This window comes from Sphingomonas sp. CFBP8993 (assembly GCF_034044895.1).
Classification (GTDB): domain Bacteria; phylum Pseudomonadota; class Alphaproteobacteria; order Sphingomonadales; family Sphingomonadaceae; genus Sphingomonas.
On record NZ_JAXCWU010000003.1, the window covers coordinates 140,593 to 159,950 of the forward strand.

14 protein-coding genes are annotated in these 19,358 nt (G+C 68.2%); 5 read left to right on the plus strand and 9 right to left on the minus strand.

The annotated features are described in order from the left end of the window. Positions 1 to 63 precede the first annotated feature (63 nt). The 3 genes from SOM26_RS06890 to SOM26_RS06900 all read right to left on the minus strand — a co-directional run bounded on the left by SOM26_RS06890 (position 64) and on the right by SOM26_RS06900 (position 2,552). Entirely contained in the window at positions 64 to 579 is a 516-nt protein-coding gene (locus tag SOM26_RS06890) for a TspO/MBR family protein (protein WP_320451994.1), read from the minus strand. Between the two features lie 40 nt (positions 580 to 619). After that, positions 620 to 2,032: a PepSY-associated TM helix domain-containing protein gene (locus tag SOM26_RS06895; protein WP_320451995.1), complete on the minus strand. Its 1,413-nt coding sequence runs from the start codon at positions 2,030 to 2,032 to the stop codon at positions 620 to 622. 85 nt (positions 2,033 to 2,117) lie between these two features. Then, the gene (locus SOM26_RS06900) at positions 2,118 to 2,552 is read right to left on the minus strand and encodes a hypothetical protein (RefSeq protein WP_320451996.1); all 435 of its coding nucleotides are present in this window, start codon (positions 2,550 to 2,552) and stop codon (positions 2,118 to 2,120) included. Positions 2,553 to 2,729: 177 nt separating this feature from the next. Between SOM26_RS06900 and SOM26_RS06905 the strand changes: the two genes are divergently transcribed. The 3 genes from SOM26_RS06905 to SOM26_RS06915 all read left to right on the plus strand — a co-directional run bounded on the left by SOM26_RS06905 (position 2,730) and on the right by SOM26_RS06915 (position 6,830). Next, positions 2,730 to 5,315: a PAS domain-containing hybrid sensor histidine kinase/response regulator gene (locus tag SOM26_RS06905; protein WP_320451997.1), complete on the plus strand. Its 2,586-nt coding sequence runs from the start codon at positions 2,730 to 2,732 to the stop codon at positions 5,313 to 5,315. A gap of 61 nt (positions 5,316 to 5,376) precedes the next feature. Beyond that, positions 5,377 to 6,096 carry a hypothetical protein gene (locus SOM26_RS06910; protein WP_320451998.1) on the plus strand — a complete coding sequence of 240 codons (720 nt, stop codon included), beginning with the start codon at positions 5,377 to 5,379 and terminating at the stop codon, positions 6,094 to 6,096. 35 nt (positions 6,097 to 6,131) lie between these two features. Then, positions 6,132 to 6,830 carry an HAD family hydrolase gene (locus SOM26_RS06915; protein ID WP_320451999.1) on the plus strand — a complete coding sequence of 233 codons (699 nt, stop codon included), beginning with the start codon at positions 6,132 to 6,134 and terminating at the stop codon, positions 6,828 to 6,830. 86 nt (positions 6,831 to 6,916) lie between these two features. Here the strand turns inward: SOM26_RS06915 and SOM26_RS06920 are convergent, their stop codons facing one another. Together SOM26_RS06920 and SOM26_RS06925 are read right to left on the minus strand one after the other, a co-directional pair. After that, entirely contained in the window at positions 6,917 to 7,822 is a 906-nt protein-coding gene (locus SOM26_RS06920) for a cell wall hydrolase (protein ID WP_320452000.1), read from the minus strand. Positions 7,823 to 7,926: 104 nt separating this feature from the next. Next, positions 7,927 to 10,347 (minus strand): TonB-dependent receptor, encoded by a 2,421-nt coding sequence (locus tag SOM26_RS06925; protein ID WP_320452354.1) that lies wholly within the window; start codon positions 10,345 to 10,347, stop codon positions 7,927 to 7,929. 194 nt (positions 10,348 to 10,541) lie between these two features. Between SOM26_RS06925 and SOM26_RS06930 the strand changes: the two genes are divergently transcribed. Continuing rightward, entirely contained in the window at positions 10,542 to 12,212 is a 1,671-nt protein-coding gene (locus SOM26_RS06930; RefSeq protein ID WP_320452001.1) for an alkaline phosphatase D family protein, read from the plus strand. 159 nt (positions 12,213 to 12,371) lie between these two features. Here SOM26_RS06930 and SOM26_RS06935 read toward each other — a convergent pair whose 3' ends face one another. Then, positions 12,372 to 13,103, minus strand: a complete 732-nt coding sequence (locus tag SOM26_RS06935; RefSeq protein WP_320452002.1) for an AcvB/VirJ family lysyl-phosphatidylglycerol hydrolase — start codon at positions 13,101 to 13,103, stop codon at positions 12,372 to 12,374. A gap of 192 nt (positions 13,104 to 13,295) precedes the next feature. On the opposite strand from SOM26_RS06935, the gene SOM26_RS06940 reads away from it, so the two are divergent. Then, on the plus strand, positions 13,296 to 16,619 hold the full coding sequence (locus SOM26_RS06940) for a trifunctional glycoside hydrolase family 18/polysaccharide deacetylase/glycosyltransferase family 2 protein (protein WP_320452003.1): 3,324 nt from the start codon (positions 13,296 to 13,298) through the stop codon (positions 16,617 to 16,619). A 260-nt stretch (positions 16,620 to 16,879) separates the two neighbouring features. Here SOM26_RS06940 and SOM26_RS06945 read toward each other — a convergent pair whose 3' ends face one another. The 3 genes from SOM26_RS06945 to SOM26_RS06955 form a co-directional block, all read right to left on the minus strand. Next, positions 16,880 to 18,142 (minus strand): sensor histidine kinase, encoded by a 1,263-nt coding sequence (locus SOM26_RS06945; RefSeq protein WP_320452004.1) that lies wholly within the window; start codon positions 18,140 to 18,142, stop codon positions 16,880 to 16,882. Positions 18,143 to 18,231: 89 nt separating this feature from the next. Beyond that, entirely contained in the window at positions 18,232 to 18,921 is a 690-nt protein-coding gene (locus SOM26_RS06950; RefSeq protein ID WP_320452005.1) for a winged helix-turn-helix domain-containing protein, read from the minus strand. After that, positions 18,890 to 19,318, minus strand: coding sequence for a PDZ domain-containing protein (locus SOM26_RS06955; RefSeq protein WP_320452006.1), 429 nt, complete (start codon positions 19,316 to 19,318; stop codon positions 18,890 to 18,892). Before SOM26_RS06955 ends, SOM26_RS06950 begins: the two co-directional genes overlap by 32 nt. Positions 19,319 to 19,358: the final 40 nt, after the last annotated feature.

Below are 19,358 nucleotides of genomic sequence, written 5' to 3' on the forward strand. Positions count from 1 at the left end.
CGTTTCCCAAGTGGAATAGTTCATGAAGAGTTCATGCAAATTTCACGTTCGGGGGCGTTTCTGTCATCGATTGTTGTTGCGCCGCCACACCTCCTCGGCGAGCAGCGTCGCAAAGCCTAGCCAGGCGGCCAGCGGCACCACGCTGGCCGCCGCCGGGCGATCGACCTTCCAGGCGGTGGAGACGAGCGCCCCGGCGCCGACCGCCATCGCTCCCGCCGCCGCCGTGCTGGCGCCGGTGCGACGCTCGCGGAAGAACAATTCGGTCCAGCCGCCGATCATCGCGCTGTTGCCCAGCCACAGGGCGACCGCCGCATTGCGCCGGGGCGAGGGTTCCGCGCGAAGCAGGCGATAGCCCCCGACCGCCGCCAGCGTCTCCAGCACCGGCCATACCGCGCCGAATACCTTGTCGGGCGGGGTGAAGCCGGGCTTGTCCAGCTTTGCGTACCAGCGGCGGATACGCGGATGCGACGGATCGGGCGCGTTGCGCCGCCCGATCAGCGCACTGAGCCCCAGCACGCCTGCGGCGATACCTCCGGCGACCAGGGGCGAGAGTCCGCCATTCTTGCTACTGTCCGTCATGACCGTCATCCTTCGCTGTTTGCGGGATAACGGTTGCGCGTCATCCGTGTTCAACCGCCATGCGACGTCGGCCCCAGACGACCAGCCGGTCGAGCGTCCCGATCACCAGCAGCGAGGCGCCGAACAGCGGCAGGACGATCCCCGCCACCACCAGCGTGGCGAGCAGGCCGCCGACCCGTGCGCCGGACACCGGCGGCGGCGCACCGATGCGTCCCGCCGGGCGTCGCTTCCACCACATGGCGATACCGCTGATCGTCAGGACCCAGATCGCGACGCAGGGGAGCAGCATCAGCAGCTGGTTCGCGCGCCCGAAATAATTGCCCATGTGCAACTGCACGCCCGACTCCACCGCCCGACCGACGATCCCGTAATCGGCGTAGCGCACCTCGGGCCCGATCGGGCGAAAGCTGTACCGGTCGATATAGAGCGTCTGCTGGCCCGAGGGGCGGTCGGGATAAGTGAAGACGGTATAGACCCCGCGCGGCCCGTTGGGGAGGAACAGGCGGTAACTGCCCTGCCAGCCATGTTCCGCCAGCACATGGGTGACGCGATCGGTGCCGCGCAACACCGCCGGATCGCGGGTGATGCCGGGCGCGGCGGGCCGGTGGTCGGCGTGCCCCTGCGGCATGGTCGAGCGGGGAAGCGGTGCGTTCCCGAGCGTCCAGGGAACCTCGCCCAAGGCGGTCTTCATCGGCTGGCTGTCGGGGATGTTGTACTGGCGGAAAGACGGCGGATAGCCGATCCCCAGCGCGTCGCTGGCCCCTTGCAGCAGCGGCCCGCTGACCCCGGCCCAGGGGAGGCCGGTGACGATCAGAAAGGCGATCAGCACCGCGCTCCACAGGCCGACAGGTCCATGCAGATCGCGCCAGAACCGCCGCCCGCGCCCCGACAGACGGGGCCAGAGGGTGCCCGCTGCCCGGAACCGCCCACGCGGCCACCACAGGAGCAGGCCCGACGCCAGCAACACCAGCGCCCAGCATACGGCCAGCTCGACCAGGCGTTCGCCGAACACGCCCATCAGGATCGAACGGTGCATCGCATCGGCCCAGCCGATCAGGGTCCGGTCATAGACGACGCTGCCCAGCACGCGGCCGGTGCCGGGATCGACCGCGACGCGGCGTGGCGGCCCGGTGTCCGGCTGGACGAAGACCACCACCGCGCGATCGGCGCTGCCGGGCATGTCGATCCGCGACGCGTTGCCCGGATAGGCGGCCAGTGCGGACTGGATCATGCGCGACATCGGCACGGTGTCGCGGTGGGGCGGGACGAAGCGCAGCTCGGGGTAGATGGCGTCGTTCAACTCGTCGTTGAACAGATAGATCGCACCGGTCAGGCTGAGCATCAGCAGGATCGGCGCGACCAGCAGGCCGGCCCAGAAATGCCAGCGCCAGATGGTGCGGTGGAACGCCGCGCGGCGGGAGCCGGTCGGTCGCGGTGGGTGTGTAACGGACATGGAACAGGGCTTTCGGCCGGTGCCCGGTGTATTGCGGGCACGAGAATCCGGGACGCGCTTCAAGAAGCGGCGTCGGGGCTGGCGGTCAGGAAAGCGCTGGGGGGCCGCGTGACGGCGGGCGGGAGCGTGGGACGGCGGGGCGGCGCAGGGGCGTGCCCCAGGCAATGCCCGCCGCCATCACGAAGGCGATCAGCAGGACGATCTGGATCGGATCGGTCGCCGCCAGCACTGGCGCGGCAAGCCCAGCAAAGGCGCAGGGCAGGTCGCGACCATGGCCTTTGTCGCTATGTCCCGGCGGATGGCCGGTCGCGACATGCGCGGTCGCGTCGTGTCCCGGCATCACGTGATGGCCACTGGGCGAGGGCAGGGGAGCGCTGCCGGGGCACAGCACGATGCCCATGCCGCCATCGACCGCCCCGACCATATAGCCCGTCGGCACGATCAGCTTGAGCAGCAGCGCCGCCGCGCAGAGCAGCACGGCAAGATGGCGTTGCGCGAACAGGCTGCGGATCGCCGTCACGCCTGCCGGGGTAGTGCGCCGGGCCGGGCCTGTCACTCGGACAGATCAGCCCAGCCGTGCCTTTTGCGGCTTTTTGCGATCGGGGCGGCATCGCGATGCAAAAGGGTCGGTTTCGCGCCCGCCGCGATTATGCAACCAGCGCTGGCGCATAGGCCCGCCGTATTGCAGAACGGTGTGATGACGCACTCCTCCGCATTCGACTTCCTCCACGGCGTCTCTGGCAAGGTGGTCGACGAGATCCGGGCCCTGGACTGGACCCGGACCAGCTTGGGCGCGCCGCAGACCTGGCCCGCGGCGTTGCGGTGCCAGCTGGTGACGATGCTGGCGTGCCCGGTGCCGATGTATCTGGTCTGGGGGCCGGAACTCGTGTCGTTCTACAATGATGCCTATCGCCCGATCCTGGGCTATCGCGCGGCCACGGCGATGGGCACGCCGTTCCGTATCCTGTGGGGCAGCATCTGGGACGAGATCGCGCCGCTGGTCGACAAGGCGCTGGCGGGTGAGGTGCTTCAGGTCACCGACATGCGGCTGGACCTGGCGCGTGAGGGGCGGCCCGAGGAAAGCTACTGGACCTTTTCCTATTCCCCGGTCTTCGACGATGCCGGGACGATCACCGGCATGATCTGCGTCACCGGCGAGACGACGGCGCGTGTCCTGGCCGAGCGGCAGCGGCGCGAGGCGGACGAGCGGTTGGACCTGGCGCTCAATTCGGGCGCGCGTATCGGCCTCTGGGATTGGAACGTGCTGTCTGACTCGGTCCGCTCGGACAGGCGGTTCGCCGTGATGTACGGGGTCGACCCGGCGGCGGCGGAGGCGGGTATGCCCATCGCGCAGTTCTTTCGGGGCATCCATCCCGACGACCTCGCCAGCGTCCAGCAGAGTATCGCGGTGGCGATGTCGGGTGCTGGCGACGGTGCGACGAAGGGGCATTTCACCGCCGAATATCGGCTGGTCCAGCCGGACGGCCGCGAGCACTGGGTATCGGCCCATGGGCGCTGCATCTTCGACGACAGTGGGCGCTGCGTCCGTTTCCCCGGCGTCAGCTTCGACATTACCGACCGGGTCCGTGTCGAACAGCAATGGCGAGAGAGCGAGGCGCGCGCCCGGCTGAACGGCGAGCGGGTGCAGTTGGCGCTGGAAGCCGGGGCGATCATCGGCACCTGGTTCTGGGATTTGCCGACCAATCGCTTCACGTTGGACGAGCCGTTCGCCCGCCATCTGGGGATCGATCCCGCACTGGGGCATGAGGGGCTGGATGTCGTGGAGGTGGCCGAGCGGGTCCATCCCGACGACCGTCCGGGACTGGCCGAGGCGGTGCAGGAAGCGATCGCACGCGGTGGTGCCTATACGCACCAGTATCGCGTCCGGCGGTATGACGGGCGCTATCACTGGGTCGATGCCATCGGCCGGGTCGACCATGCGCCCGATGGCACACCGTTGCAGTTTCCCGGCGTCCTGATCGATGTCGGCGTCCGTCGCGCGCTGGAGGCCGAACGCGATACCGCCATCGCCGAACTGCGCGCGCTGACCGACCAGCTCGAGCAGCGCGTGGCCGATCGCACCGCCGAGTTGATGCGCGCCGAGGAGGCGTTGCGGCAAAGCCAGAAGATGGAGGCGGTCGGCCAGCTGACCGGTGGGCTGGCGCATGACTTCAACAACCTGCTCGCGGGGATTTCCGGGTCGCTGGAACTGATGGCGTTGCGGCTGGCGCAGGGACGGGTGAGCGATGTCGATCGTTATATGGACGCCGCACAGGGCGCGACCCGGCGCGCGGCGGCGCTGACCCACCGGCTGCTCGCCTTTTCCCGGCGGCAGACGCTGGCCCCGCGTCCGACCGACGCGAGCATGCTCGTCGCGGGCATGGCCGATCTGATCCGCCGTACGGTCGGCCCCGCGATCACGCTGGAGACGGAGGCTGGCGAGGATCTGTGGACCATTCTGGTGGACGCGCCGCAGCTTGAGAACGCGCTGCTCAACCTGTGCATCAACGCGCGCGACGCGATGCCCGATGGCGGGCGCATCACGATCGAGATGGTCAATCGCCGCCTGGACGAGGCCAATGCACGTTTTGCCGACATTCCGCGTGGCGAGTATCTGGTGCTGTGCGTCACCGACACCGGCACCGGCATGACCCCGGACGTGATCGAAAAGGCGTTCGATCCCTTCTTCACCACCAAGCCGCTGGGGCAGGGCACCGGCCTGGGGCTCAGCATGATCTATGGCTTTGCCCAGCAATCGGGCGGGCAGGTGCGTATCGAGTCGACGCCGGGGAAGGGTACCACGGTCCATCTCTATCTGCCGCGCCATCACGGCCCGGTCGAACAGGACCAGGCGGGGCCGGTTGCACCGCTCGACGCGGCGGCCGGGTCGGGTGAGACGGTGCTGGTCGTCGACGACGAATCCACCGTGCGCCTGATGATCGCCGATGTGCTGCGCGACATGGGATACCGGGTGATCGAGGCGGCGGACAGTGCCGCCGGGCTGGCCATCCTGCGGTCGAAGCGGCGGATCGACCTGCTGGTCACCGATGTCGGCCTGCCCGGCGGCATGAACGGGCGTCAGCTTGCCGAGGCTGGCCGGGAATTACGTCATGAATTGAATGTCATGTTCATCACGGGCTATGCGGAAAACGCGGTGCTGAACAGCGGGCATCTGTCGCCGGGCATGCAGTTGCTGACCAAGCCGTTCACCGTGGATGCGCTGGTCACGGGCATCCAGGCGGCGATGGGGGCTGGCGCGCGGCGGTACGATCCCCACGCCTGAACCCGGCGTGGACGGCGCGTCCCGGCACCGCGGTTGTGCGTCAATGTCCGGGAGTTTCATCATGTTCGTCATCTGCCGCTCGGGGGCCCTGGCCCTATGCTGTCTGGCGCTTACCCTTGTGGGCCGCCCGGCGATCGCGCAGAGCGGTCCCGATATCCCGGAGCCGATGGTGTTCGACATGATCCGCCCGCTGACCGCCAAGGCGGGCGAGATCGAGGTCAATGCGCTGGCCCAGCGCGACCTGACCGGCCCGCGCCACGAATTGGAATGGGCACCCGAGGTCGAGCTGGCGGTGGCGAACGGCCTGGCGGTCGAGCTGGAACTGCCGCTGATCGACAACCGCGTCGTCCAGTACAAGATGGGGCTTCAGAAGCGGCTGGGCACGTTCCGGGGCGGGCGAAGCGTGCACGGCGTCCAGTATCTGGGCCTGCACGACCGCGAGGATGGCGGCTGGACCTCGACCCTGTTGTGGTTGCTCGGCAATCGCTTCGGCGAGCGGTGGGGCACGATGACGATGGTCGGCCTCGGCGACGTAACCCTGCGCGAGGGCAACGAGACGGGGTTCATCGTCAACCATTCGACCTTCTACGACCTGACCCCCGACACGGTGCTGGGCCTGGAGCTGAACCGGCAGAATGGCGACGGTGCCTATTGGCTGTTGATGCCGCAGGTCCACCACGCCTTCGGCAAGCTGGGCGTGCAGGGCGGGCTCGGGGCCGAGCGGGCGCGCGGCGAGCGGTTCCGGCCGCGTCTGGGGTTGCGCGTCATCCGCGAGCTGTGATTTCAGCAATTGCGCAAAGCGACGGGAGAACGCGGATGACGATCGAGCTGATCTGCCTGGATGCGGACGACACGCTCTGGCACAATATGCGCCACTTCGCCGAGACGGAGGAGGCGCTGGTCGGGCTGCTCGCCCCCTTTGCCGAGGCGCGGGTGGCGCGGGCCACGCTGGAGGCGTGCGAGGCGCGCAACCTGCGGCTGTACGGATACGGCGCCAAGGGCTTTACCCTGTCGATGATCGAGACGGCGGTGGAACTGGCCGGGCCGACCCTGTCGACCGAACTGGTCGCGCGGCTGCTGGAGGCCGGGCGACAGCTGCTGGCGCATCCCGTCGCGCTGCTCGATGGCATTGCCGAGACGATCGACGCGCTGGAGACGCGCGGGCGGCTGGTCCTGGTGACGAAGGGCGACCTGTTGCACCAGGAGGCCAAGCTCGCCGCTTCCGGTCTGGGCTCGCGTTTTGACGATGTCGCGATCGTCAGCGACAAGACGCCCGACACCTTCCGCCGGATTTTTGCCCGGCACGGCGTGGCCCCCGAGAGGGCGGTGATGGCGGGGGACTCGATGCGCTCGGACGTGCTGCCCGCTCTGCAGGCGGGCGCTTGGGCGGCGTATATCCCGCAACCGCTCGCCTGGAGCCATGAGGCCGGGGACAGCCCCGTCGACCATCCGCGCTTTCGCCAGCTCGATCGGTTGGGCGACCTGCCGGATTGGATCGACGCGATCGGCCGTTGACCCGGTCTTACACGTAAAGCGGGTTGGCATTGCTTACCTGTTCCTCTCCCCTATCCAGGGGAGAGGGAAGAAAAAGGGATTGCCGGTCAGCCCGGATCGCTTTCCTCGCCGATGATCGCGCCGTGTGCGTCAACGGTGTCGGCATGGGAAAAGCCGTTGCGGTGGACCCGCACCCCGGCGGTGGTAATGGGCGTGGGTGCCGCAATCGCCGCCACCGCATTGCCGCCGGGTGTCCGATCGCCCCGGTGGATGACGACGCCGTTCATCGTCTCGGCCAGCGGCGTGGCGGCCGCCGTCAGCATGGGGGTGGACGTAGCGATGCTGGGTTCGACCCCGGCATAGGACTGGCGGAAGGACAGGTCGCGTTCCAGCGCCCCGCGCCAGCGATAGAAGATATGGCTGCCCACCGCGCCGATCCGGTTCAGGCTGCTGGCCCACCACGGCAGGACGTAATTGGCGTGATAGAAGGTCGCGGCTCCCACCGGCGCATAGACCAGCCCGGCAAGCGCCGACTGTGCGATGGCGGCGGCGCGCGCCCAGGCGGCGGGCTCGCGCGGGTGGAGCATCGAGCCGTCGCAGGTGAAGCTGAACTGGCATCCCGTCTGGCGGCCCGAGCCCTGATAGACGACGCCGCAGATGCTCTTGGGAAAGGCGCGGTCGCGGACGCGGTTGAGCACGACCTGCGCCACCGCGCGCTGGCCGTCGACCGGTTCGGAGCGTGCCTCGTAATAGATGGCGGCGGTCAGGCATTCGGCGGCGCGCGCCGCGTCGGTGGCGGTGCGCGCGATGCCGTTGAACGCGGGGGCGGCGGCCATCTCGATCGGGGGCATGCCGCTCGACGGATCGGGCAGATCCTCGTCCGGCACGTCGAGCGCCAACTGCCGCAGCAATGTGCGCGCGGTCGGCGGCGGTACGTCGAGCGTCAGGTGCGCGGGCTTGTGGCGGACAGGCGTGCACGAGGTCGCGACCGCCAGCGCCAACACCCCGATCATCCCGCGCAGCAAGATATCCGCTTCCCAACCCGTGGCCCCATGCGGACGTCCTAGGGCAGGGGGGTTAGGAAGCGGTTAAGTAACACTAATCACGACCGATAGGTTCAGAAGCGCGCGCCCAGCTCCACACCGTAGAAGCGCGGTTCGCCCGCGATAAAGGTCGGCGTGTCGAACGTGCCCCCGGTATTGCCCGCGTCGATCAGATAGCGCTTGCCGGTCAGGTTGCGGGCAAAGCCGCCGACATGGAAGCGGCCCTGCTCGCCGAACTCGACCCCGGCGCGCAGGTTGACCAGCGTATAGCCGCCCTGGGAGATCGCCTCGCTGTTGGGCAGTTCGAAAAACACCTTCGACCGGTAATTGGCGCTGGGCGTGGCATAGAAGGTCGCCGCATCGCCGACCGGTATGCGCAGGGTCGCGCCGCCCGAGGCGGTGACATCGGGTTGCAGGCGGAAACGGTTGCCCGCGAACACGCCGTTCGCCGCGTCGTTCGCGATCCCGCCATCGATATAGGCGAAGGTCGCGAACAGGCTCAGCCAGCGATGGACCGCGACGTCGCCCTCCAGCTCGACCCCGATATTGTTCGCCGACCCCGCGCTGCGCGTGACGGTCAGGCCGTTCTCGAAGGTCGAGACCTGGAACCCGCGATAGCGCTGATAGAAAATGGAGGCCGCGGCGCTGACTGGGCCGACTCGCCCCTTGATGCCGCCTTCGTAATTCCAGACATCTTCCTGGGGCACGACCTGGAGACGGGGAATGGCACCCGAATTGGCGACGGTCAGCGGCACGATACGCTGCGCATCCAACTGGACGACCGGCGAGCGGCGGCCCTTGCTGATCGTCGCATAGAGGTTGACGTCCGTACCCACCCGATAGAGCGCGTTGAAGCGCGGCAGGATCGCGGCATAGCTGCGCTGTGCGGTGAAGATCTGGCCCTTGGTGTTCGCGGCGGCAAGCAGGCTGGTGAACAGCCCCGCGCCCGCCAGCAACCGGCTGTCCGGCATCACCGAGCTGTAGCGTGACCGGCGATCCTCGATCAGGATGCGCGCGCCGGCACTCAGCTCCAGCGCGGGGGTCGGGGTCCAGGTCGTGTCGGCAAACATCGAATAGGTGTTGTTCCGCCCGCCATTCGTGAAGCTGGCGCTATAGGGCAGGACGGTCGCGGTCCCGCGCGATAGGATCGCGGTGGCGCGCGTCGCCGGGATGGTGCCGTCGGCGGCGACGCAGGCGGTGCCGGTCGGCAGGCCTGCCCCGTTCAGGATCCGCCGGATCGGTGCGAAGTCGCGCGCGACCGAACAGGCCAGATAGGTGCCTTCTTCGGTCGAGAAGGGCACGTGTTGCTGCCCATTCTCGAAAAAGGCGTTCCATCCGAAGGCGGCGCGCAGCTTTGCGCCGTCAAAGGTGAAGCGACCTTCATGGCTCCACTGGTCGCCGCGCGCATCCTCGCCGAACTCCAGATACCAGGCCGGGCCGCCGTCCGCGTCGAAGATCTCCAGCGCGTCGAAGCGGCGATAGCCGTTGACGGTGGTGAAGGTAATGCCCGGCGCGACATCGACCGCGACCGTCAGGTTCGCGTCATAGACGTTGCGGGTCAGCCCCAGCTTGCGCCTGCCCAGTGCCTCGGCTGAGAAGGGCGAACCCGACAGCTCGGCATAGCCATAATCGCCGGTCTGGCCGCCGGTGGGGGCAAAGACGCGGCTCTTGAACGCGGTGCCCGGATTGCGCTGTCCGTCATAGGTCAGCACCAGGTCGGCGGTGACCGAGCTGTTCGGCGTCCAGCGCAGCGAGCCGCGCACGCCGCGCTGGTCCTGGCCGTTCAGGTCCTCCTGGTCGACGCGGCCCTGATTCTGGTTGGGGACGTTCGGGTCGCCCGCGATGTTACGAACATAGCCGTCGCGATATTTGTACGCGAAGGCGATGCGTCCGGCGAGCGTGTCGGTGCCCGCGTTCAGATAGCCCGACACCTGGGTCCGATTGAAATTGCCATAGGTGGCCTGGACGCCCCCCTCGGTTCCCGCATGGGGGCGGGCCGAGACGATGCTGATCGCACCGACGGCGGCGGCGGTGCCGAACAGCGTCGCCTGCGGGCCCTTCACCACCTCGATCCGCTCGATATCGTACAGGTCCTGATACGCGCCCTGTTTCCGGCTGACGTCGATGCCGTTGTAGTAGATGGTGACGCGCGCACCCTGCTGGGCCGAACCGGAGTCCGAGGAGATGCCCCGGATCACGAAGCCGGGATTGTTGGCGCTCTGCTCCTGCACCTGCAAGCCGGGGATATAGGACGCGACCTCGGACAGCGAATTGACGCCCAGGTTCGCCATGCGCGTGCCCGACATGACGCTGACGGTGAGCGGCACATCCTCGATCCGCTCCTCGCGCTTCTGCGCGGTGACGATGACGTCGGCCCTGTCGTCCGCTTTGGACTCGTCGTCCTTCGGCTGGATCAGCGCCTGTGCCGTGGCGGCCTGAGCGAGCGCCACCTGCGACAGGCTGGTCAGCAGCGCCGCCAGCGTGGCGCGGCGCATCATCGATATCGTCATATGTCCCCCTGGTGCCCCCCCGGCACTCTGATCCCGCGCCAATAGGCACGAGGAATGACGAACTAATGTACCGAATATGACGTTTTCATGACGAAGTGCGGGTGTCTCCAAAACGTCACGCCGCCGCCATCGCCCTGTCGTGCGGCGCGCCTAGCCGGGGGTTCGAAAGGACCCAAGTGATGACGATGATGAACCGACGCCGGGCGATGGCCCTGATGGGAAGCGGGGCGACGTTGGCCCTGCCGACGATGGGGGCGGCGGCGGCGGCTCCTGCGGTGCGGTTCGATCATGGTGTGGCAAGCGGCGACCCATCGCCCGATGGTGCGATCCTGTGGACCCGCGCGACCCCGGTCGAGGGGCAGGGGGGCGATGTCGCGCTGACTTGGCACGTCGCGCCGGTCGAGGGCCGCGATGCGGTGGGCCTGCGCACCGGGCGGGTCAGCGCCCGCGCCGCACGCGACTTCACCGCCAAGGTCGAGGTGACCGGCCTGCAACCGGGCCGTGAATATCGCTACTGGTTCGAGGCTGTCGGCGGACCGCGTTCGGGCGAGGGGCGCTTCCGCACCCTGCCGCGCGGGCGGATCGAAGACGTCGTGGTGGCGGTGGTGTCGTGCCAGCTTTTCCCCGGCGGCCTGTTCAATGCCTATGACGCGATCGCCAAGGCCGAACGCATGGACGCGGTGCTGCATCTGGGCGACTATATCTATGAATATGGAGCCGAGGGATATGGCGCGGATATCGGCCGCAAGCTGAACCGCCTGCCCGAGCCTGCGCACGAGATCGTGACGCTCGCCGATTACCGCCAGCGTCATGCCCAGGTGAAGCGCGACCCCGATATGCAGGCGGCCCATGCCCGGACCGCGTTCATCTGCGTCTGGGACGATCACGAAGTCGCCAATGACGACTGGATCGGCGGCGCGGAAAATCACCAGCCCGCCATCGAGGGCGACTGGGGCAAGCGCAAGGCGGCGGCGATGCAGGCCTATTTCGAATGGATGCCGATCCGCGATCCGCGTCCCGGCCAGCCCTGGGAGGCGATCAACCGCAGCTTCGAGTTCGGCGATCTGGCGACCCTGGTCATGGTCGAGACGCGGCTGCTCGCCCGGTCGAAACAGGTCCATGGTCGCGGCGATGCGCCCGCACCCGACGAATATGCCGCGATGATGAACGAGCGCGCGCGGCCCGAGCGGGAATTGCTGGGCGCTGGCCAGCTCGACTGGATCGAGCGGACGCTGACCCGGTCGGTCAAGGCGGGGACGCCGTGGCAGGTGATCGGCAATCAGGTCGTCATGGCGCGGATCGACGGTCCCGACCTGGAAAAGCAGATGGGCCCGGCGGCTTATGCCAAGCTGACCGAGCGCCTGACCGAAACCGGGCGCCAGCGGCTGGGCGAAGCGCAGGCGTCGTACCGCGCGGGCCTGCCGCTGAACTTCGACAGCTGGGACGGTTATCCCGCGGCACGCGAGCGGCTTTACGCCGCGTTCCGGCGGGCGGGCAGCCATCCGGTCGTCCTGTCAGGCGACAGCCATGCCGCCTGGGCCAACGACCTGTACGACGAAAACGGTACGCTGGTCGCCGCAGAGTTCGCGGGAACCTCGGTCACCAGCCCGTCCTGGGGCGACATGATGCCGGGCATCGGGCGGGAAATCGCCGCGGCGAATCCGCGCACCGTCCGCTTCTGCGATCAGGACGACAAGGGCTGGCTGCACCTGACGCTGACCCGCGACACGGCGACCGCGCGCTACATGACCGTGTCGACCGTGCTGGCCAAACCCTATGCGCAAGGGTGCGCGGCGATCTGGCGGACGCGGGCGGGCGGCGGTGCCCCGATCGAGGCGGTGACGGTCTGACCTGAATTCCTCCTGAGAAGGGGCCCTCGCGATCGTACGGGCGACACCCCTCCCCTTCAGGGGAGGGGCTTTCGCTGGAACCACCTCATGGCATCGCCCTCCGGCTTCGCTGGTCCCTCTCCACGTTCTGGAGAGATGGGGAAGGACAATCGACCGTCCCTATCGCGCATTCCTGATGGCGGCGAAGACATGCGCGGTCAGTGCGTCGTCGTCGTGGTTCAGGTAATGCCCGCCGGGCATAGCGACCACATGGGCGTTGCGCTGCTTCAGCAGCGGGCACAGGCTGTCGGTTTCCTTGACGCCGTAGATGCAGGTCAACGGCGCCCAGTCGAGCGTCCGCGCGGTGGAGATGCCCCAGCTGTCGGGCTGGCCGCGATAGGCAAGGCCGGAGGGGTCGGAGCGGAAGAAGGCGGTTTGGCCCGGCACGACCAGCACGATCGCGGCCACCCGCGCGCGCAGGTCGGCAGGCAGTCGGGCCAGCCCCGTCTGCAGCATGTCCGCGCCGTAGGACTGGCCCAGCAGCACCAGCCGCCGTTCGCCCGCCTCGCGCGCGGCGCGCCGGACCAGATCGGCGATCAGGGCATCGACCTCGGCACGGGTGCGCGGCTGGCGGAACAGCACGGGCGAGTTGATGCCGCTGACCGCCATTCCCTTCGCGCTCAATCCGCGCGCGATGACGCCCCCCATGCCATAGCGCAGGCCCATATCGCCCGACAGCGACATGACGAGGATCGGCTGGACTTTTCCCTCGGCGGGGAAGCGGACGAACGGGTCGCGGTCGAAATAACTGCCCGAATAGAGAAGGATGGCGATGCCGCCAGCGACCAACAGCAGGATCGCGCCAAAAATTTTGCGGCCGTTGCGGCGAAGACGCGCCAGAAGATCGGACATGCCCCGTCCTACCGCCATCGTCCCGTCATTGTCACGCGGCCATGATCGGGTGGTAACGAGTGCTTATGAAAAATCTGTAATGTGACGATCACGCGCTCTATGCGCGCGATCTGCCATCGGGCAGCGCGATACGTAACCGACGCACGCCATATTCCTGCGTGCCGTCCGGGCCATGCACCAAGGACCAACGCCGTGACGAAGCCGATCTTTTTCGATCCCACCGGACGCCGGGGCACATGGGCCCGGCGCGGGGTCGCGGTAATGATCCTGTCGGTGGTCATTGCGGCGATCGCCTTTGCCACCACGTTGGTCGCCGTGCCGAATTCGGGCGTGCTGCCCTTGCCCTTCGCGCGTCGCCAGCCGATGACGTTGGAGCCGACCGCGCAGCTCAAGGGGCGGCGCGGCGAATGGCTGCCGCGCAAGGCGGTGGCGCAGGGGCACACGCCGCTGACCATCGCCTTCTATACGCCGGGCAATGACTCCGCCCTGTCCTCGCTCCATGCGCATATGGGGCAGATCGACTGGCTGGTCCCCTCGCTGATGAACGTCGCGGGGCCCAAGGCCGAGCTGACGATCAACAACGATCCCAAGCTCGCCAGCCTGTTGTCGCGGGCGGCCAAACCCCCGCGGCTGCTGCCGATGGTCCAGAATCTGTCGGCCGACGAATGGGACGGCCAGTCGATCGCGCGGATCATCGCCAGCCCGGCGGCGTCGGAGAAGCTGGCGACCCAGCTGGGCCAGTCGGTGACCGTCAATCGCCAGTCGGGCCTGGTCATCGACTTCGAGAACCTGCCGGCCAGCGCGATGGCGGGCTATCCGCGCCTGTTGCAGCGGATCAAGGCGCATCTGCCCAAGGGCGCCGTGCTTGCCGTCACCGTCCCCGCCGAGGACGAGGCATGGCAGCTGGCGGGCATCGCCAGGGTCGTCGACCGGGTCATGCTGATGGCCTATGACGAGCATTGGCAGACCGGCACGCCCGGTCCGATCGCGTCGCAGCCCTGGTTCCTGCAGGCGACCGAAAAGGCGCTGCGCGAGGTCGGCCGCGACAAGCTGATCGTCGCGCTGGGCAGCTATGCCTATGACTGGGCGACCAAGGCGGACGGCAACGGCAAGGTCGAGCCCGCCGAAGCCAGGTCGATCGAAGAGGCCTGGCTGGTGGCGCATGACAGCCAGGCAAAGATCAGCTTCGATCCCGCCAGCGGCAATGCTGGTTTCGCCTATGACGAGAATGGCGAGCATCACGTCGTCTGGATGCTCGACGCGGCCAGCAGCTGGAACCAGCTTCAGGCGCTCAAGCGGCTGGGCATCGACGACGTCGCCTTCTGGCAGCTGGGCAGCGAGGATCCCGGCCTGTGGGCGGGTTTCGCCGCGTTCCGCAGCACCAGGCCGAACGTCATCCCCCGGCTGGGGGCGATCACCTCGCCGCTGAACACCGATGTCGAGGGGCCGGGCGAGATCCTGCGCATCACCGCACAGCCGACCGAGGGGCGGCGCGGCCTGCGCTATGACAAGGACGGGGTGATCCGCAACGAGGAATATCAGGTCTTTCCGACGCCTTACGTCGTCCAGCGGGCAGGGGCGCTGCCCAAGACGATCGCGTTGACCTTCGACGACGGCCCCGATCCCAAATGGACGCCCAAAATCCTGGACGTGCTGGAGCGTGAGAAGGTGCCCGCGACCTTCTTCGTGATCGGTGAGAATGCGTTGCAGCATCCGCAGCTGCTCCGCCGCATCGTCGCGGACGGCAGCGAGCTGGGCAATCACAGCTATACCCATCCCAACATGGCGACGACCAGCGACCGGACGATCAAGCTGGAGCTGAACGCGACCCAGCGCCTGATCCAGGCCTATACCGGCCGGTCGACCACGCTGTTCCGCGCACCCTATTTCGGCGATGCCGAGCCGACCACGGCGGACGAGATCGGCCCGGCGCTGATTGCGCAGAATCTGGGCTATACGGTCGTCGGCCTGCACGTCGACCCGAACGACTGGCAGCGCCCCGGCGTCGACCAGATCATTCGGCAGACCGTCGACCAGGTGAACGGCGCGACGCCCGACAATTCGGCCAATGTCGTCCTGCTGCACGACGGCGGCGGCGACCGCGAACAGACGGTCGAGGCGTTGCCGCGCATCATCAATATCCTGCGCGCGCAAGGGTATCGCTTCGTCCCCGCCTCGCAGCTTGTCGGGATCACCCGCGATCAGGCGATGCCGGTCGTCGAGGGCAAGGACCTGCTGGCGGTGCGGACCGACGTGGCGATCTTCGTTGTCCTGGCCTTTCTGTCGGCGGCGCTCGCGTGGCTGTTCTATCTCGCCATCGCGCTGGGCATGGCGCGGGCGATCGTCATGGCCGGGCTCGCCTGGTTCCAGGGACGCAAGTCGCGGCCCGTGCCGCCTGAATATACGCCCAGCGTCTCGGTCATCATCCCGGCCTTCAACGAGGAGCGGGTGATCGTCCAGTCGGTCGCCCGCGTGCTGGAGAGCAACTATCCCGGCCTTCAGGTCATCGTCGTCGACGACGGATCGAAGGATGCGACGAGCGCGGTGGTGCGCGATGCCTTTGCGAGCGAACCACGGGTGCAGTTGCTGACCCTGGCCAATGGCGGCAAGGCGGCGGCGCTCAACCGGGCGCTGCGCGACGCGACCGGCGAGGTGCTGATCGCGCTCGACGCGGATACGCAGTTCGAGCCGGAGACGATCGCCAAGCTCGCCCGCTGGTTCGCCGATCCTGCGCTGGGCGCGGTGGCGGGCGATGCGCGGGTGGGCAACCGGGTGAACCTCGTCACCCGCTGGCAGGCGGTCGAATATATCACCGCGCAAAATCTCGAACGCCGCGCGCTGGCCGGGTTCGATGCGATGACGGTCGTGCCGGGTGCGGTCGGCGCCTGGCGCCGCGCCGCGCTGGACGCGGTCGGTGGTTACCCAGAGGATACGCTGGCCGAGGACCAGGACCTGACCATCGCGATCCAGCGGGCCGGGTGGCGCGTGACCTACGACCCGCGCGCCGTCGCCTGGACCGAAGCGCCCGAGAGCTTTAAGGCGCTCGCCAAGCAGCGTTATCGCTGGGCGTTCGGGACATTGCAGTGCCTTTGGAAGCACCGCGCGGTCCTGCGTACCGGCAAGCCCGCCGGTCTGGCCCGCGTCGGCCTGCCCCAGGCCTGGCTGTTCCAGATCATCTTCGCCGCGATCTCGCCGCTGATCGATCTGGCGCTGGTCCTGTCGATCATCGGGACGGCGGTGCGCGTCGCGCAGCATGGCTGGGCCCAGACGAGCACCGACGTGTTCCAGATGGCGGCCTATTGGGTGGCGTTCACCGCGATCGACGTGTGGTGCGGCTGGCTGGCGTACCGGCTGGACGGCAACCGGGTGCGCTACCCCGCGCATCTGCTGGTCGCGCAGCGGCTGGTCTATCGCCAGATCATGTACTGGGTCGTCCTGCGCGCGATCAGCTCGGCGATCGGCGGATGGATCGTCGGCTGGGGCAAGCTGGAGCGCACAGGGAATGTCGGGGCGTAAGCGTTAAATCCTCCCCATCGTCAGATGGGGAGGGGGACCGCCGGGCGTCAGTCCGGTGGTGGAGGGGCGGGTGCCTGTCGCTGGCGTCGTTGGCCCCTCCACCATCGCTGGCGCGATGGTTCCCCTCCCGAAACGAGCTTGGGGAGGAATGGGTTTCTTTCCATTCTGCCGGGCGCCCGGTGTCTTGAGTGCCGTTCCATCGCTCTGCTGGCGTGACTTCCTATTGCGTCGGGAGGGGGCGACCGTCCCCTCGACGCAGCTCAAACCGTGCGGACGTCCGGGGCGAGCACTAGCCGCACGCGCAGGCCCGGCGCATTGTCCTCCAGCGTAACCGCGCCGCCATGCAGGTGCGCGACAGCGGTGGCGAGCGACAGGCCCAGGCCCGCGCCGCTTTCGGTTCGGGCGGCGTCCAGGCGGCCGAAGCGCTTGAGCGCTTCCTCGCGGCGCTCCTCGGGGATGCCGGGGCCATCATCGGCGACGATCAGGACGGGGCCGGGCTCCACCCGGACCACCACCTCGCCCGCGCCATATTTCAACGCATTGTCGATCAGGTTGGCCAGCGCCTGTCCCAGCAACTCGCGGTGGACATGTGCGACCAGGGTGTCGGGGGCTTCGGCGCGGATGGTCATGCCGCGATCCTCGGCCAGCGGCTCGAACATGTCAGCGACGTCGCGTGCCATCGCGGCCAGATCGGCGGCGACGAAGGCGTCGCGGCCCAGCCCCGCCTCGGCCCGGCTGATCCGCAGCGCGGTGTCGAGCATGGCGAGCAGTCGGTCGCCTTCGTCCAGCGCCCGGCCGACCGCGACCCGCGCATTCTCGTCATGGCTCTCCGCCAGCGCCCGGTCCAGCGTCGCGCGAAGCCGGGTGAGGGGGGAGCGTAGGTCGTGCGCCAGCCCGTCGGTCGCGACCTTCAATTCGGTCATCAGGAGTGCGATGCGGTCGAGCATCCCGTTGACGGCCTCGGCCAGCGCGTCGAAGGCGTCGTCGCCCCCCTTGGGAACGACCCTGCGCGACAGGTCGCCGCCGGCGACCGCATTGGCGGTGGCGACCGTGTCTTCCAGCCGCCGTTCGATCATCCGCGCGGCGGCCCAGGCGGCAAGGGCGGCCAGGACGATCGCCGCCGCCATACCAACCGCCATCGCCTCCTCCATCGCCAGGGCGACGCGCAACTCGCTTTCGATGACATGCCCGGCCAGTATCCGCGAACCGTCGGGCAGGAGCATCGCCAGCACGCGCATCCGCTCGGGTTGCGAATGGCCGATGCGGAAGATCTCGATCGTGGCCGCGCCGGGGGCGGGGACATTGGGCGGCCATTCGGCGATGTTGCCGGTGACGAAGCGCCCGCGCGCATCGGTCAGCAGGATGACCGACAGGGGCACCCGGTCGGTGTTCAGTCGCCGTTCGACCCCGGCGCGCACCGCCGCCTGTCCGCCGCCGCGCCATAGCCCGGCCAGTTCGTCGCGCAGGTCGCGCGCGGCATCCTCGGCCTGGTCGGCAATCTCGCCGCGGGTCAGATGGCGCACGGTGGCCACCATCGCGCCCGCGCCGACGAGTTGCAGCGCAAAGACCAGCAGCGCGAAGCGCAGCGTGGTCGAACGGAGGACGCCCGGCGCTATTTCTCGATCCCCAGCTTATAGCCCGACCCGCGTACGGTGTGCAGCAGCGGGCGGGCAAAGCCCTCGTCGATCTTCTTGCGCAGGCGGCTGATATGCACGTCGGTGACGTTGGTGTTGGGGTCGAAATGGAAATCCCACACCCCCTCCAGCAGCATCGTGCGGGTCACTACCTGATCGACATGCTGGAGCAGATATTCCAGCAACCGGTATTCGCGTGGCTGCAGGTCGATGGGTTTCCCGGCGCGGCGGACCCGGTGGGCCAGCAGGTCCATCTCCAAATCGTCGCACACCAGCTTGGTCTGCGGCGCGTTCGTGGTGGTGCCGCCGCGCCGGATCAGCAGGCGCAGGCGGGCCAGCAACTCGGCGAACACGAACGGCTTGGTCAGATAATCGTCCGAACCCGACGTCAGGCCCGCCACCCGGTCCTCGGGCGAGGACAGGGCGGACAGGATCAGGACCGGCGACGCGATCCCCGCCGCCCGGATCGCGGCCAGCACCGACATGCCGTCCATGCCGGGCAGCATCCGGTCCAGCACGATGCAGTCATAGGTGCCGTCGGTCGCGTGGAACAGGCCGTCGCGGCCATTGGCGGCATGGTCGATCAGGAAACCTTCTTCCCTCAGCCCGTTGGCGATATAATCCGCCGTCGAGCGATCATCTTCGATCAGCAAAATCCTGTTGGCCACGCTGTCCTCCCGACGCGCTCCTTAGCAGCGTGATCGTGAGGAGGCCATCGTCGCGCGCGACCTGAAGCCGCACCGGTGAATCGACATGGCGCGTCGCCTCGTCACGCAGCATCGCGAACGACGTGGCGGGGCGGCCGTCGACCTTCATGACCAGGTCGCCGACATGCAGCGGCGGGTGGATCGGGGGCGCAGGGGCGTCGTCGACATCGCTGCGCAGGCTGGTAACAACCAGGCCGGGCCGGTCCTCGCCAAGCGGCGCGAAGGTCGCGCCATACAGGGTCGAGGGGGTGTGCGGTCCGGCATGAAGCGGCATGTGGCAGACCAGCAAGGCGATCGCACCGCCCCCGACCAGCGCGGCGGCGCCCGCACCCCAGCCGACGATACGCAAGCCCTTCACGACACGCCCCCACGCCCCGCGCGGGAAGCGGCGTTCATCG

Coding starts and splice junctions, on each gene's coding strand:
- SOM26_RS06890 (WP_320451994.1), bottom strand. CDS start 579: ATGACGGACAGTAGCAAGAATGGCGGACTCTCGCCCCTGGTCGCCGGA.
- SOM26_RS06895 (WP_320451995.1), bottom strand. CDS start 2,032: ATGTCCGTTACACACCCACCGCGACCGACCGGCTCCCGCCGCGCGGCG.
- SOM26_RS06905 (WP_320451997.1), top strand. CDS start 2,730: ATGACGCACTCCTCCGCATTCGACTTCCTCCACGGCGTCTCTGGCAAG.
- SOM26_RS06910 (WP_320451998.1), top strand. CDS start 5,377: ATGTTCGTCATCTGCCGCTCGGGGGCCCTGGCCCTATGCTGTCTGGCG.
- SOM26_RS06915 (WP_320451999.1), top strand. CDS start 6,132: ATGACGATCGAGCTGATCTGCCTGGATGCGGACGACACGCTCTGGCAC.
- SOM26_RS06920 (WP_320452000.1), bottom strand. CDS start 7,822: ATGATCGGGGTGTTGGCGCTGGCGGTCGCGACCTCGTGCACGCCTGTC.
- SOM26_RS06925 (WP_320452354.1), bottom strand. CDS start 10,347: ATGCGCCGCGCCACGCTGGCGGCGCTGCTGACCAGCCTGTCGCAGGTG.
- SOM26_RS06930 (WP_320452001.1), top strand. CDS start 10,542: ATGACGATGATGAACCGACGCCGGGCGATGGCCCTGATGGGAAGCGGG.
- SOM26_RS06935 (WP_320452002.1), bottom strand. CDS start 13,103: ATGTCCGATCTTCTGGCGCGTCTTCGCCGCAACGGCCGCAAAATTTTT.